The following is a 13,720-nucleotide window of genomic DNA, read 5'->3' as shown; positions in this document are numbered from 1 at the left end:
GACGATGCCTCACCACAGCCGCCTCAGCACCCTGGTCCTGGACTGCAAGGTCGACGACCTGCAGGCCTCGCTGGAATTCTGGAGTGCGGCGCTGGGCAAGCCCATCACCGATGCCGACCAGGACGGCGATGGCCGCTACGCCGAGCTGCGCACCGACGCCGACGAACCGGTCATCCTGCTGCAGAAGGTCGACCACGAGTCGCGCGTGCACCTGGACATCGAGGCCGACGACGTCGACGCCGAGGCCGATCGCCTGGAGAAGCTCGGCGCGCGCAAGGTCGCCTTCGTCAAGCGCTGGTGGGTGATGGAGGCGCCGAGCGGGCACCGCTTCTGCGTGGTACGCCAGCAGCGCAAGCCGTTCGGCCCGCACCTCAACCGCTGGGAATGACCGGCGCCGGATCGCAGCCGCTCAGCGGCGGCTGCGGTCCAGCCAGATCTCCAGGCCCTGCGCGTTGAGCTCGATGTCCATTTCCAGCACGCGCAGCACCGCCGTGTCGTCCAGCGCGCAGCCGTGCGCCTGGGCGCGCTCGAGGTAGTACTCCGACAGCGCCGCGACCAGCGCGCGGTGGCGGTCGGCGCCGCCGTCGCAGGCCTGCGCCAGCGAGACCATGGCATCGACCTGCTCGTGCATCTCCGCGGCCAGGCGCGCCACGTCCTCCACCCGCCCGTAATGGGTCAGGTACATCGCCAGCGGCGCGCGCGCCATCATCCGCTTGATCGAGGCCTGCATCGCCTCCGGTTCGAACTGCACCGGCGAGGACGTGGGGATGATGAAGGCGCCGCGCCCGCTGTCCAGCTCGCGGTAGGACAGGCCGAAGGTGTCGCCGGTGAACCAGCTGCGGCTGCGCGCGTCCCACACGCACAGGTGGTGGCGGGCGTGGCCGGGGGTGTCGATGCACAGCAGCGGCCGGCCGGCCAGGTCGACGACGTGGCCATCGTCGGCCATGACCACGCGCCCGGCCGGCACCGGCACCAGTTCGCCGTAATGGCGGGCGAACGCCGCTTCTCCGTAGACCGCGGTGGCGCCGGCGACCAGCTTCGCCGGATCGATCATGTGCGGGGCCGCGCGCGGATGCGCGACCAGGCGCGCATTGGGCAGCTGCCGCATCAGCAGGCCGGCGCCGCCAGCGTGGTCGAGGTGGGCGTGGGTCAGGACCAGCCAGTCGACGTCGGCCGGGGCCAGGCCCGCGGCGTCGAGCGCGCGCAGCAGGTGCGGGACGCTGTGGTTGGTGCCGCAGTCGATGAAGGCGCCGCGGCCGTTCTCGGTGACCAGGTACGCCGCGTCGAAGCCGGGACGGACATAGTCGGTATCGATGGTGTAGATGCCGTGTTCTGGCATGGACCGCTTCCGTGTTGTCCTCCCCCTGCAGCAGCCATCCTAGGGAAGGCCCAGCGCGCCTGCGACCCGGCTTTGGTCGTAGGCGGGATGTCGCAGATGTTCACCGTCGATACACGGCACGACGGCTACGCGGGGAACAGGTCAGCCGCGTGCGCGCCAGCCGGCCATCAACCGCATGCGCAGCGGGATCGCCAGCGCCAGCACGGCCAGGAACGCGCCGTAGGCGTAGAGCACGGCCAGCACCTGGCGCCAGATCGGGCCGCTGCGCGCGTCGGCCGCGCCGGTGTCGTAGCCCCAGTGCATGCCGGCGATGCTCAGCAGCAGCGCGACCACGAGCACCACGCCGTCGTAGGCGCGGCGCGCGGCCGGGCGCGGCGTGCGCGGGTAGAACCAGTACAGCGCGCCCAGCAGCGCGAACCAGGGCAGGAACAGCAGCAGCGACAACCAGGCCATCAGCTTTCGGCCTCCACCAGCTGGCGCAATGCTTCCCGCACTTCGTCGACGCCGGCCAGGCCTTCGCCCAGCGTGCCGATGCGCTCGCCGAGCAGGCCGACCGCACGCTGTTCCAGCTCGTGCAGCGCGTCGAGGCCTTCGCGGCGCAGGCGCGCGATCACCTGTCCTGCCTCGCGCGGCGATTCGAAGCCGTCGCCCTGCAGCAGCAGGCGGCCTTCGCCGTCGACCAGCTTGAAGTGGAAGCGGCCGTCGGCCTCGCGGTACTGCTTGATCTGTGGCAGGCGCGCGCCGGCCGAAGCCCTGGCCTTGCCCTTGGCGACCACCGGCGCGGAGAACGCGCCCAGGCCTACCGCACGCTGCAGGCCGTCCAGCAGCGGCACGGTGATGTCGCGGGCCTTGCGCGCGCCTTCCAGCAGGATCTCCTCGAGCTGCGCCGGGCGCGCCATCAGCTGCGCGTACTGCTCGCGCATCGGCGCGACGGTGTCGTCGACCAGGTTGAACAGGCGCTGCTTGGCATCGCCCCAGCCGATGCCGTCGGCGAAGGCGTGGCGCATCTCCTCGGTCTGCGCCGGCGTGGCGAAGGCCTGGTACAGCTGGAACAGGGTAGAACCCTCGGTGTCCTTCGGCTCGCCCGGCGCGCGCGAGTCGGTGACGATCGACATCACCAGCTTCTTCAGTTCCGCCGGCGGCGCGAACAGCGGTATGGTGTTGTCGTAGCTCTTGGACATCTTGCGGCCGTCCAGGCCCGGCAGCGTCGCCACGTTCTCGTCGATCTGCACTTCCGGCAGCACCAGCGGGTCGCCGCTGGCGCCGGTGGCCGCGCGCCAGGATTCGCCGTAGATGTGGTTGAAGCGCTGGCCGATGTCGCGCGCCATCTCGATGTGCTGGATCTGGTCGCGGCCCACCGGCACCTTGTGCGCGCCGAAGGCGAGGATGTCGGCGGCCATCAGCACCGGGTACATGTACAGGCCGGCGGTGACGCCGAAATCCGGGTCCTCGCCGGCCTCGGCGTTCTTGTCCACCGCGGCCTTGTAGGCGTGGGCGCGGTTGAGCAGGCCCTTGGCGGTGACGCAGGTCAGCAGCCAGGTCAGCTGCGGGATTTCCGGGATGTCCGACTGCCGGTAGAAGGTGACCTTCTGCGGATCCAGACCGCAGGCCAGCCAGGTCGCCGCGATCTCCAGGCGCGAGCGGGCCACGCGGGCCGGGTCGTCGGCCTTGATCAGGGCGTGGTAGTCGGCGAGGAAGAAGAAGCTCTCCACCCCGGCGGCGCGGCTGGCGGCAATGGCCGGGCGGATGGCGCCGGCGTAATTGCCCAGGTGCGGGGTACCGGTGGTGGTGATGCCGGTGAGGACGCGGACGGTCATGGCAGCTACGGCGTGAAAGACCTGCCAATTCTAGCGCGCCGGCACGCGGGCACAGGCGGGGTCCTCGCTTGGGCACATCGAGGGGCCTCGGGCGACGGCCACCCCGGTTGCAGTCCCGCCAGCCGGCACTCCCGCCGGGCGCCACGCCCAGGACGTGCCGCCGGATCTGCCGAGGGGCAACTGGGACGTCGCACATAAAAGCGGCGGACCTGGGTCCGCCGCCCCGCCCGCGCCTGCCGCCGTGAGGAACACCTGCTTACAGCGCGGGGCAGACTGTACGACCGGCGCCGCCGTCGACCCCGGTCGTGCCCGGTCAGTGCCGGTAGCTGTCGTCCAGCGTGCGCGCGAAGTCGCGGATTTCCTGCTCGGCGCGATCCTTCTCCCAGCCGTAGCGCTCCTGCAGCTTGCCCGCCAGGTACTGGGTGTTGCCTTCGACGACGTCGAAGTCGTCATCGGTGAGATCGCCCCACTTGGCCTTGATCTGGCCCTTCAGCTGCTTCCAGTTGCCGGCGATGATGTCGCGATTCATGCGCTGCTCCTCTGCTTCGTTCTAGGTGACGGCGACCTCCGATGGCCGCGTGGGACCATCTTCCGTGGCGCCGCGTTGGCCACGGGTCCAACGCGCGTCAACGTGCGGTTAGGCGGCTGAACGCCTCACGCCACGTGCACGCGCCCCGCGCCTTCGCGGAGGCCAGAAAAAGGGGCCGGTAGAACCGGCCCCCGGGGAAGCATTGGCAGGCATGCCTCAGCACTTGCCGTCCTTGCAGTCCTGCGCCTTGTCCTCGACCTTTTCGCCGGCCTTCTGGATGTCCTGGCCGGCACCGGCCATGGTGTTGCAGGCGGTGAGCATGGAAGTGGAGAACAGGCTGATCAGGACCAGAGCGATGATGCGCTTCATGATGTTTGGCTCCTCGGGGTGACGTTGCGTCCGCACGCATGCGGTGTGGCGCAAATCTCCCTTGCCCTCCGTGGAACCGGCGTGAACCCGCTGACGGCGGCGTTCAGTCGCGCATCAGCGTGGACTTGCCGAACAGGCTTTCCACCAGGTCCACCGCCAGTTCGGCGGTCATGTTGTGGTTGTCCAGCACCGGGTTGAGCTCGACGATATCCAGCGAGCCCATCCGCCCGGTGTCGGCGATCATCTCCATCACCAGCTGCGCTTCGCGGTAGTTCACCCCGCCTGGCACCGTGGTGCCCACGCCCGGGGCGATGCCGGGATCGAGGAAGTCCACGTCGAAGCTCACGTGCAGGTGCGTGTCCTCGTCCACGCCTTCCAGCGCCTGCTGCATCACCGCCTTCATCCCGATCTCGTCGATGTAGCGCATGTCGTAGATGTCCAGCCGGTGCTGCTTGACCAGGCGTTTCTCCTCCGGATCCACCGAACGGATGCCGATCTGCCGCACCTGCTCCGGCCGCAGCGCCGGCGCGTCGCCGCCCAGGCGCGTGAGCGCATCCGGTCCCAGCCCGCACAGGCAGGCCACCGGCATGCCGTGGACGTTGCCCGAGGGCGTGACCTCGCTGGTGTTGAAGTCCGCGTGCGCGTCAAGCCACAGCACGCGCAGCTTGCGGCCGGTCTCGCGGCAGTGGCGCGCGACCGCGGTGATCGAGCCGATCGCCAGGCAGTGGTCGCCACCCAGCATCACCGGCATGCGCCCGGCACGCAGCTCGCGCAGGCTCGCTTCCATCAGCGCGCCGTTCCACGCCACCACCTGCTCGAGGTGGCGGTAACCGTCGACCGGCGGCTGCCACGGGTTGGCCGGACCGGCCAGGTTGCCGCAATCGCGCACATCCACGCCACGCGCCGCCAGCGCCTCGCCCAGGCCGGCGATGCGCAGCGCTTCCGGACCGAGCGAGGCGCCTCGGTGGCCGGCGCCGACGTCGGTCGGCACGCCGATCAGGGAAACCGGTGGATAGCTTCGGGCCATGCTTGCTCCGTCGATGATTCCTGTGATCCGGCCAGTCTAGCCAGCGGGCGCGCGGCGGACCCGCCGCAGCGCCGCATGGAAGCCGTGCCGGACGTCCTGCCCGCTGCCGCGATGGGAGTTTTCCTGGGCAACGCGGCGGCATCGGCTGATTGTCCCGGCCGCTTCGCGCGCGCGACGCTGCGGCTACCCCGGCAGCGGGCATGCACAGGCCAGGGACATATGCCCGGCAGGGACGAAGCCACCGGCGGGGCGCCGGGCCGGGGGACCCTGCGAAGGATGCACGGCGCCAGGGGAGATCGATCTCCCCGTCCAGATGCGCGTGACCGCAGTGCGCGACCGCGCCCGTAGCGGCCGTGCATCACGCAGCAGGAAGGTGGTGCCGCTTGTCCGATTCGAACGGACGACCTACTGATTACAAATCAGGTGCTCTACCAGCTGAGCTAAAGCGGCAATGTCGCGTTCTTGCCGAAGCCGGTCCCGACGCCACCAGCAGTCTACGCCGTCGGGCCCGATACCGGATTCTAGCGTAGCCCGGCACCCGGCACGGCCGCACAGTCCACGTCGCGCGCCGCGGGGAAGGTGGCGCGCACCTGCGCCGGGTCGCTGGTCGCGCCTTGCAGCCACCAGCGCGAAGCGCCGCCGCCCTGCGCGCGCAGCTCGGCGGGGAAGCCGGCCGCACGCAGGCTGGCGACGCGACGCTCGGCGGTATCGCGGTTGCGGTAGGCGCCGAGGGCGATGGCGTTGGCCTCATCGCCCCTGGTGAGCACGATGAAATCCTCGAAGCCGGCCGCAGCGATGCGCCGCGCAGTGGCCTGCGCCTGTGCGCGGTCCGGCGCCGGCGGCAGCAGCACGCGGTAGCCGGTGGCCGTCCCGGCCTCCTCGTCCAGCACCGGATCGCGCAGCAGCGCGCCGAGCCCGGCACGCGCCACGTCGGCGGCGGCGCGATCGGGGAACGGCCCCAGGCGCAGGCAGGCCAGCGGCGCCGCAGCGGCAGGAGCGGCCGGGGCCGCAGGCGGTTCCGGCACCGGCGCAGCCTTCGCCGCGGGCAGCGCAGGCGCGCCGCCCGGTGGCTCCGTAGGGGCCGGCAGCAGCTGCAGTTCGACGCCACCGCGGGTGGACACCGGCGGCGGTGGTTCCACCGCTTCCGGACGCGAAAGCCACCACGCCGCAACGCCGAGGTTGAGCGCGACCAGCACGACGATCAGGGCACGGACGAACATGGGCGGCGATTCTAGCCGAGGGGCGGCCGCGCTCACGGCAGCCCGCTGCCGGCCGTGCGCGCCCATACCGCCAGGCCTTCCAGCACCAGCGCCTCGCGCAGCCGTGCCTGCGGCAGCAGCGGCAGCAGCGTCGGCGCGCCGCCGCCATGCAGCAGCAGCGCCGGCGCGCGACCGAGTTGCTGCGCCGCCTGGGCCAGCGAGCGCTCCACCAGCGCGATCGCGGCGCCATCGCAGCCGGAGGCGAGCGCGTCCCAGGTGTCGTCGGCGAATTCCACGTAGCGGCCACCGGCTTCGGGCAGCTGCGCGGCGCGCTGGTGCAACGCCTGGCGCATCAGCGTCGGCGAGGCGGCGATGCGGCCGCCATGGTGGCGGCCTTGGGCGTCAAGCAGGTCAATGGTCAGCGCGGTGCCGACGCCGACGACCAGCACGTCCCCGCCCTGGCCGCCGCGATGCGCGCCGAGCAGCGCGAGGAAGCGGTCCACGCCCATCCGCGCCGGTTCGGCGTAGGCGATGCGCACACCGGCGCATTCGGCGCTGGTGCGTGCGACGTGTACGTGCTCGAAGCGCTGCCGCAGCAGCGCGAGCATCTGCGTGGTCAGCGCCGGCGCGGCGACGCTGGCCACCCAGGCGCGGCGCCCCTGCGGCAGCGCGCCATGGCTGGTATCGCCGGCGGCCAGGGCGTCGGCGCCATGCGGCCAGGCCAGGACCTCGCCCACGTTCGCGCCTCCGCGCCACGGCGCCGCCTTGAAGCGGGAATTGCCCAGGTCGAACAGCCAGTCGCTCATCGTGGCCTCACGCTCACTTCGCCCGCGTGGAACAGGCGTTCGCCGGCATCGGTCCGCACGCGCAGGGCGCCGTCGGCGGCCAGCCCCAGCGCTTCGCCCTCGATCGTCTCGCGTCCGCCCAGCACCCGCACGGGGCGCCCGGCCAGCGCGTCCAGCGGTGCATAGCGGCGCAGGAACGGCGCCAGGCCTTCGCGGTCGAACTCGTCCAGCGCCGGCAGCAGCCGGGCCAGCACCGCGGCGGCAATCGCATTGCGGGTGGGGACGCTGCCCGCACCGGCCACCTGCGCCAGGTCGGTCCACGGCTGGTCGATGGCCGCGCCCGCCGACGCCGGCAGGCGCACGTTGAGCCCCAGCCCGATCACCGCGTGGACCGGCCCGCCATGCTCGCCGCCACCTTCTACCAGCAGGCCGGCCAGCTTGCGGTCGGCGACCACCACGTCGTTCGGCCACTTCAGCCCGGCCGCGGCGAAGCCGAGGTCGTGCAGCGCCTCGACCGCCGCCACGCCGGCCACCAGGCCCAGACCACCCAACCGGGCCAGGCCGCCCTCGAAGCCGCGGCGCACCGACAGGCACACCTGGGCGCCCAGCGGCGAGGTCCAGGCGCGGCCCAGGCGGCCGCGGCCGGCGGTCTGGCGCTCGGCCAGCAGCACTCGTGCGCCGGCGGCCGGCGCCGGCCCATGCAGGAGTTCTGTATTGGTCGAACCGACGCTCCAGGCCACCTCCAGCGAGGCCAGGCCGGCCGCCACGGAGGGCGGCAGGGCCGCGCGCAGGGCGTCGGCATCGAGCAGGTCCGGGGCGCGGACCAGGGCGTAGCCCTGTCCGGGCCGCGCCTCCACCTCCACGCCGGCCGCGCGCAGGGCCTGGATCCGCTTCCAGACGGCGGCACGGGTGATGCCGGCCTCGCGCGCCAGCGCGTCGCCGGAGACCCCGCCGGCGCCCAGCCGGACCAGCAGTTCGCGATCGTCCAAGTCCACCCCCGTCGGGCCGGTCCGCCCAAGGCCGCCGATTATCGCCCGGGAGGCCGGCGCGGACACATGCCGGGACGCCGCCGGCGCGGTATAGTCAGGCAATCCCGCCCCCGGTCGACGGATCCTCCGATGCGCCGCCTGCTACCGCTTCTGCTGCTCGCCGTCCCGGCGCTGTGCTGGGCGGCGGCTTCCGACGACGAACTGGCCCCGAAGAACGGGGCCTGCGTGTACGCGCGCGCCTCCGCGCCGGCCAGCGCAGCGGAAGCCGATTCGGCGCAGGCGCGGACGCCGGTACCCCCGGCGGCGCGCAGCGTGCCGCGCACCACCGGCAGCGGTGGTGGCGGCAACGAGGGCGACGCGGTCATGCAGCGCACCCGCAGCCCGCGCTGGCACAGTTTCCTGCCGGGCATGTTCCGCTGATCAAGAGGCTTTCGCGCTGGCTGCGGCCGCGCGCTCCCACGATTCCCGACGAACCCTGGCAGGCCGCCTGCGAAGCCCTGCCGTGGGCGGCGTCGCTCGACCGGCAGCGCCGCGAACGCCTGCGCACCCTGGCCGCGCGCTTCCTCCACGAGAAGACCATCACCCCGCTCGGCGACCTGGAGCTGGGCGACCACGAGCGCATCCTGCTGGCCGCGCTGTGCTGTCTGCCCCTGCTGGAATTCGGCGAAGGCGGCCTGCGCGGCTGGTCGCAGCTGCTGGTCTACCCGGATGCGTTCCGCGTGCGCCGCAGCCATGTCGATGCGGCCGGCGTGCTGCACGAATGGGACGACGAACTTGCCGGCGAAGCCTGGGACCACGGCCCGCTGATCCTGTCATGGGCCGACGTGTGCGCGGACCTCGCGGAACCGGACGCCGGCTTCTGCGTGGCCGTGCACGAGATGGCGCACAAGCTCGACGTGCTGGACGGCGAGCTGGACGGGACGCCGCCGCTGCCTTCGGGCTGGTACCGGCAATGGGCGCGGGATTTCCAGCGGGCGTACGACGCGTTCTGCGCCGAGGTGGATGCGGGACGGGAGATGGCGATCGATCCGTACGCGGCCGAGGCGCCGGAGGAGTTCTTCGCGGTGTGCACGGAGTACCACTTCTCGGCGCCGGAGGTGCTGGAGGAGGCGATGCCGGAAGTGGCGGCGCACCTGGCGCGGTTCTACGGCCCCTCCCCGATGCGGGCGGGCTGACCGCCTCAAGCGCAGTACGCGTCGCCCGGATGGGGCCGCATCCGGGGACGCTTCGCCTGTCGCCGGACCAGGTGCCTGCCGTTCGTCCTGCAAGGCAACGGCAACTGCCGTGGCAGAAGCAACGGCGTCTGGGTGGTCGGCTTCGGCGGAGCCGCGGCAGCGCGGTGGCATGGCGCATCGCGCGGTTCCGCGTCCGCGCCGGGAATGCACCAGGGCGCTGGCGCCGTCTGGCGCGTCGCCACGCGCCTGCTGCCTTACGCGTCACTGCGATCCGCTGGGGAAGGTGACGGGCCCGGACGGAGCCGCGGCAGCGCGGGGGCGTTCCGGTCGTGGCTTCGTTCTCTTCCCCTCTCCCTCCGGGAGGGGGGCTTTGGCGTGCTGCGCCCTTCTGTAGAGCGGGGCTTGCCGCGCTGCTTTTCGCGCGCGCTGCGACATCCGGCGTGGGAGTCGGGCAAGCCCGACTCTACGGTTGGCGTCCCACCGGGTTGGGGGCTGCGCAGCTGCGGGCTCAGAGGCCCGGGGGGAGGGTCACTTCGAACTTGGCGCCGCCCAGTTCCTGGGAGCGGCCGACCTGCAGTTCGCCGCGGTAGTCGCGGACCAGGTCCTGCACGATCGACAGGCCGATGCCGTGGCCCTGCACGCGCTCGTCGCCGCGGACGCCGCGCTGCAGGACCTTGGCCACGTCCTCGGGGGCGATGCCGGGGCCGTCGTCCTCCACCGCCAGCATCAGGCCGGCGCGGCGGTTGGGCGCGGCAGGGCCGGGACGGGCGGTCAGCAGGACGCGGCGGCGCGCCCACTTGAAGGCGTTCTCCAGCAGGTTGCCGAGCAGCTCCTGCAGGTCGCCGGCCTCGCCGTAGAACTGCACGCCGGGGGCGATCTCGAACTCGCACAGCACGTTCTTGCCCGCGTACACCTTCTCCAGCCCGCGCACGATCTCCTCGGCGGTGGACTCGATCGGCACCGGCGCCGAGAACAGCTTGTGGCCGCCGGACGCCGCACGCGCCAGCTGGTACGAGACCAGGTCGTTCATGCGCTTGAGCTGCGCGTCCAGCTCCTGGCGCAGCGCCCCCTCGCCGGCACCCGCGTCCAGCTGCGTGCGCAGCACCGCCAGCGGCGTCTTCAGGCTGTGCGCCAGGTCGGCCAGCGTGTTGCGCTGGCGCTCCAGGTTCTCGCGCTCCGAATCGATCAGCGCGTTGATGCTCTCGGTCAGCGGTTCCAGTTCGCGCGGATGGCGCTCGCTCATGCGCTGCAGCTGGCCGCGCTGGACCTTGGTCAGCTCGGCGATCACCCGCTGCAGCGGGCGCAGGCTCCAGTTGAGGATCACCACCTGCAGCAGCAGCAGGAACAGGCCCGCGCCGCCGAGATACACCCACAGCGCGGCGCGGAACACGCGTACCTGGGCGGCCAGGATCTGCGCGTCCTCCATCACGAAGATGGTGTACGGGAACTCGTTGTCCGGACCGCGCTCGGCCCAGACCAGGCCGATGCCGTAGCGGTAGACCTCGCCAGGGCTGCCGTCGATCTGGGTCATCGCCAGCGGGCCGTCGAAGCGTTCCTCGCGCGGCGCCAGCTGCCCGGGCACTTCCGGCAACAGCGGGCCGTCGGCCGACAGCGAGGCCCAGTGCCCGTTGGGCATCAGCACCTCGGCGTAGAGACCGCTGCCAGGCCGGTGGAAACGCGGGTCCGGGCCGACGTCAGGCGTGTACAGCGAACCGTCGCGGCCGAAGTCGATGTTGTCGACATAGGCCATCGCGTAGCTCTTCAGGCGCTGCCGCAGGTTGGCCTCCGCCGTCTCGGCGAAGGCCCGGTCCAGCGCGTAGCCGGCGAGCATGAGGAACGCGACCAGGCTGATGCTGGCCGCGGTGAGCTGGCGTGCCTTGAGCGAGCGCGGCCGCCATGGCCGGAACCCGAATCGACTGCGCTCCACCGGTTCCCCTGGGCCTCCGCCGGTCGCGGATCAGCCGTCGGTACGCGGGATCGCGAACCGGTAGCCGCGGCCGCGCACGGTCTCGATCGGCTTCAGCTCGCCATCCGGATCCAGCTTCTTGCGCAGGCGGCCGATGAAGACCTCCAGCACGTTGGAGTCACGGTCGAAGTCCTGCTGGTAGATGTGCTCGGTGAGGTCGGCCTTCGAGACCAGTTCGCCGGCGTGCATCATCAGGTACTCAAGGACCTTGTACTCGTAGCTGGTCAGGTCGACGTTGCTGCCGTTGACCGACACCGTCTGCGCGGCCAGGTCCAGCGCCACCGGGCCGCATTCGAGCACCGGCTTGGACCAGCCGGCGGCGCGGCGCACCAGCGCGTTGAGGCGCGCCAGCAGTTCCTCGACGTGGAACGGCTTGACCAGGTAGTCGTCGGCGCCCTGCTTGAGGCCCTCGACCTTGTCCTGCCAGCTGGAACGGGCAGTCAGGATCAGCACCGGGAAGTTCTTGCCCTCGTCGCGGAGCGCCTTCACCAGTTCCATGCCCGACATCTTCGGCAGGCCCAGGTCGATGATGGCCACGTCGAACGGGACCTCACGGCCCATGTACAGGCCTTCCTCACCGTCCTGGGCGGCGTCGACCGCAAAGCCTTCGCGCTTCAGGCGCGCGGCGAGCGTCTCGCGCAGCGGGGCTTCGTCTTCGACCAGAAGGATTCGCATGCACTCTCCCTGTTGCGGTTTTCTGTGTGGGATCTTGCCAGGGCTTCCCCTGGGCCGGCCCCAGGCGGCACCGGCCAGTCTCTATGGGGTGTCGTTATCGGCGCGTCGCGGGCGTCGCTCGGACGTCCCTGGAGCGTCCATATAGCGGACCCGGCCCCGCTCGTCCATGTACTTCACCCGGGTGATGTTACGACCCTCGAACGGAACCTGCTCGGCGCTGAGGATCTGGCCGCCGGTGGCGCGCTGCACGTGGCGGATGGCGTCGGACATCGAACGCCGCTCCTGCGCCTGGGGCTGCGACTGCGGCGGCGGTGGTTGCGGGGCGAAGGACGGCTCCGGGTCGCGCCGGCGCGGCGGCTGCTGCATCAGCGACTCGCGGGGACGCACCTCGCGCGGCCCCTGGTTCGACGGCTGGACCTGCGGACGCTCCATGTGCGGGCCGCCCCGGCCGCCAGGACGGGCCTCCTGCGCGCCCACGGTGGCCGTGCCCAGCGCGAGCGGGAGCATGGCGATCATCAGGCGGAACAGGCGTGGCATCACGACTTCCTAACGGACTCTGGCGGCAATGGCAAATGTCGCCGTGGGACGGCGGACTGGCCAATGCATGGGCTGGGCGAAGATGGTCGTTAGAAAGCGGTGAATCCGGTCTGAACTTATCCACATGGCGGGACGCCCCGGTTCAGCCTGGTGAGCGGCAAGTGGACACCGCCATACGGTAGCGTGCCGCCCCGCCGATGCCTATACCGGCCACACCCGGGGCGCTGGCTCACGCGGCGGCCCGCCGCGGGCTGGCGGTGGCCTGCAGCGCGCGCTCGACCAGCTCCCAGCCGGCGCCTTCGCGGTGCGCTCCCTCGCTGAGCACCTGGCGGAACGCGCGCCCGCCCGGCTGGCCATGGAACAGGCCCAGCACGTGGCGGACGATGTGCTTGAGCTCGACCCCGCGGGCCAGCTGGGCCTCGACGTAGGGCCGCAGCGCGCGCAGCAGTTCGTCGCGGGGACGCAGCTGGCCACCATGCAGGGCCACGTCCATGGCGTGCAGCACGTAGGGGTCGTGGTAGGCGGCGCGGCCGACCATCACCCCGTCGACATGGGCCAGCTGGGCCTGCGCCTGCTCGACCGTGGCGATGCCGCCGTTGACCAGCACCTGCAGGCCAGGCCGCCCGGCCTTGAGCCGCCAGGCCCAGTCGTAGCGCAGCGGCGGAACCTCGCGGTTCTCTTTCGGCGACAGGCCCTGCAGCCAGGCATTGCGCGCATGCACCACGAAGGTGGCGCAGCCGGCCGCGGCCACGGTATCGACGAACGCCTCGAAGCGTTCGTACTCGTGGTCGTCGTCCACGCCCAGCCGGCACTTCACCGTCACCGGCACGGGGCTGGCGGCGGCCATCGCCGCCACGCACTCGGCCACCAGCGACGGCTCGCGCATCAGGCAGGCGCCGAATCGCCCGGCCTGGACCCGGTCGGACGGGCAGCCGCAGTTGAGGTTGACCTCGTCGTAACCCCACTCCGCGCCGATCCGCGCGGCCTGGGCCAGCGCTTCCGGCTCGCTGCCGCCCAGCTGCAGGGCCACCGGGTGCTCGACCGGGTCGAAGCCCAGCAGCCGCTCGCGGTCGCCCAGGACCACCGCATTGGCGTGGACCATCTCGGTGTACAGGCGGGCGTTCGGCGCCAGCAGGCGGTGGAAGACCCGGCAGTGGCGGTCGGTCCAGTCCATCATCGGCGCCACGCTCAGCCGCGCCTGCGCCAGGTGGCGCGGGCCGGCGGCCGGAGGGGTGGCGGTATCGGGAACGTGGGCGACCATGGTGCGTGATGTGCGGCGGGACGGGAGCCACGGCACGGCGGGGCGCCTGGGC

The 13,720-nt window shown here is 71.9% G+C and carries 15 protein-coding genes and 1 tRNA gene; 2 read left to right on the top strand and 14 right to left on the bottom strand.

Annotated features, from left to right (window positions below; all coding sequences use genetic code 11):
* The first annotated feature begins 4 nt into the window (after positions 1–4).
* Positions 5–388 carry a VOC family protein gene (locus PSEJ35_RS0109325; RefSeq protein ID WP_028917543.1) on the top strand — a complete coding sequence of 128 codons (384 nt, stop codon included), beginning with the start codon at positions 5–7 and terminating at the stop codon, positions 386–388.
* A 21-nt stretch (positions 389–409) separates the two neighbouring features.
* Here PSEJ35_RS0109325 and PSEJ35_RS0109320 read toward each other — a convergent pair whose 3' ends face one another.
* From PSEJ35_RS0109320 to birA, 10 genes are all read right to left on the bottom strand, one after another.
* Entirely contained in the window at positions 410–1,339 is a 930-nt protein-coding gene (locus PSEJ35_RS0109320; protein WP_028917542.1) for an MBL fold metallo-hydrolase, read from the bottom strand.
* A gap of 141 nt (positions 1,340–1,480) precedes the next feature.
* Complete coding sequence (locus tag PSEJ35_RS0109315) at positions 1,481–1,792, bottom strand: hypothetical protein (RefSeq protein ID WP_028917541.1); 312 nt, start codon at positions 1,790–1,792, stop codon at positions 1,481–1,483.
* Positions 1,792–3,156 (bottom strand): tryptophan--tRNA ligase, encoded by a 1,365-nt coding sequence (locus PSEJ35_RS0109310; protein WP_028917540.1) that lies wholly within the window; start codon positions 3,154–3,156, stop codon positions 1,792–1,794. The genes PSEJ35_RS0109315 and PSEJ35_RS0109310 overlap by 1 nt, the downstream gene beginning before the upstream one ends.
* A gap of 313 nt (positions 3,157–3,469) precedes the next feature.
* Positions 3,470–3,685 carry a CsbD family protein gene (locus PSEJ35_RS0109305; RefSeq protein WP_028917539.1) on the bottom strand — a complete coding sequence of 72 codons (216 nt, stop codon included), beginning with the start codon at positions 3,683–3,685 and terminating at the stop codon, positions 3,470–3,472.
* A 216-nt stretch (positions 3,686–3,901) separates the two neighbouring features.
* Positions 3,902–4,054 carry an entericidin A/B family lipoprotein gene (locus tag PSEJ35_RS0109300; protein WP_024868724.1) on the bottom strand — a complete coding sequence of 51 codons (153 nt, stop codon included), beginning with the start codon at positions 4,052–4,054 and terminating at the stop codon, positions 3,902–3,904.
* A 103-nt stretch (positions 4,055–4,157) separates the two neighbouring features.
* Positions 4,158–5,081: an arginase gene (gene rocF / locus PSEJ35_RS0109295; protein ID WP_028917538.1), complete on the bottom strand. Its 924-nt coding sequence runs from the start codon at positions 5,079–5,081 to the stop codon at positions 4,158–4,160.
* 374 nt (positions 5,082–5,455) lie between these two features.
* Positions 5,456–5,531 (bottom strand) — tRNA-Thr (locus PSEJ35_RS0109290).
* 71 nt (positions 5,532–5,602) lie between these two features.
* Entirely contained in the window at positions 5,603–6,301 is a 699-nt protein-coding gene (locus tag PSEJ35_RS0109285) for an SPOR domain-containing protein (protein ID WP_028917537.1), read from the bottom strand.
* A gap of 32 nt (positions 6,302–6,333) precedes the next feature.
* Positions 6,334–7,086 (bottom strand): type III pantothenate kinase, encoded by a 753-nt coding sequence (locus PSEJ35_RS0109280; protein WP_028917536.1) that lies wholly within the window; start codon positions 7,084–7,086, stop codon positions 6,334–6,336.
* Positions 7,083–8,054, bottom strand: coding sequence for a bifunctional biotin--[acetyl-CoA-carboxylase] ligase/biotin operon repressor BirA (birA, locus tag PSEJ35_RS0109275; protein WP_028917535.1), 972 nt, complete (start codon positions 8,052–8,054; stop codon positions 7,083–7,085). The genes PSEJ35_RS0109280 and birA overlap by 4 nt, the downstream gene beginning before the upstream one ends.
* Positions 8,055–8,440: 386 nt before the next feature.
* Between birA and PSEJ35_RS0109265 the strand changes: the two genes are divergently transcribed.
* The gene (locus PSEJ35_RS0109265; protein WP_028917533.1) at positions 8,441–9,229 is read left to right on the top strand and encodes a M90 family metallopeptidase; all 789 of its coding nucleotides are present in this window, start codon (positions 8,441–8,443) and stop codon (positions 9,227–9,229) included.
* 508 nt (positions 9,230–9,737) lie between these two features.
* Here the strand turns inward: PSEJ35_RS0109265 and PSEJ35_RS0109260 are convergent.
* From PSEJ35_RS0109260 to dusA, 4 genes are all read right to left on the bottom strand, one after another.
* On the bottom strand, positions 9,738–11,156 hold the full coding sequence (locus tag PSEJ35_RS0109260; protein WP_028917532.1) for an ATP-binding protein: 1,419 nt from the start codon (positions 11,154–11,156) through the stop codon (positions 9,738–9,740).
* Between the two features lie 30 nt (positions 11,157–11,186).
* Positions 11,187–11,870, bottom strand: a complete 684-nt coding sequence (locus PSEJ35_RS0109255) for a response regulator transcription factor (RefSeq protein WP_024868732.1) — start codon at positions 11,868–11,870, stop codon at positions 11,187–11,189.
* 81 nt (positions 11,871–11,951) lie between these two features.
* Positions 11,952–12,140, bottom strand: coding sequence for a hypothetical protein (locus tag PSEJ35_RS15930; protein ID WP_051414516.1), 189 nt, complete (start codon positions 12,138–12,140; stop codon positions 11,952–11,954).
* Between the two features lie 496 nt (positions 12,141–12,636).
* Positions 12,637–13,668 carry a tRNA dihydrouridine(20/20a) synthase DusA gene (gene dusA, locus PSEJ35_RS0109245; protein WP_051412627.1) on the bottom strand — a complete coding sequence of 344 codons (1,032 nt, stop codon included), beginning with the start codon at positions 13,666–13,668 and terminating at the stop codon, positions 12,637–12,639.
* Positions 13,669–13,720: the final 52 nt, after the last annotated feature.

Source organism: Pseudoxanthomonas sp. J35 (genome assembly GCF_000513995.1).
In the GTDB taxonomy this organism is placed as follows: domain Bacteria; phylum Pseudomonadota; class Gammaproteobacteria; order Xanthomonadales; family Xanthomonadaceae; genus Pseudoxanthomonas.
This window is presented reverse-complemented; position numbering and strand designations above follow the sequence as displayed.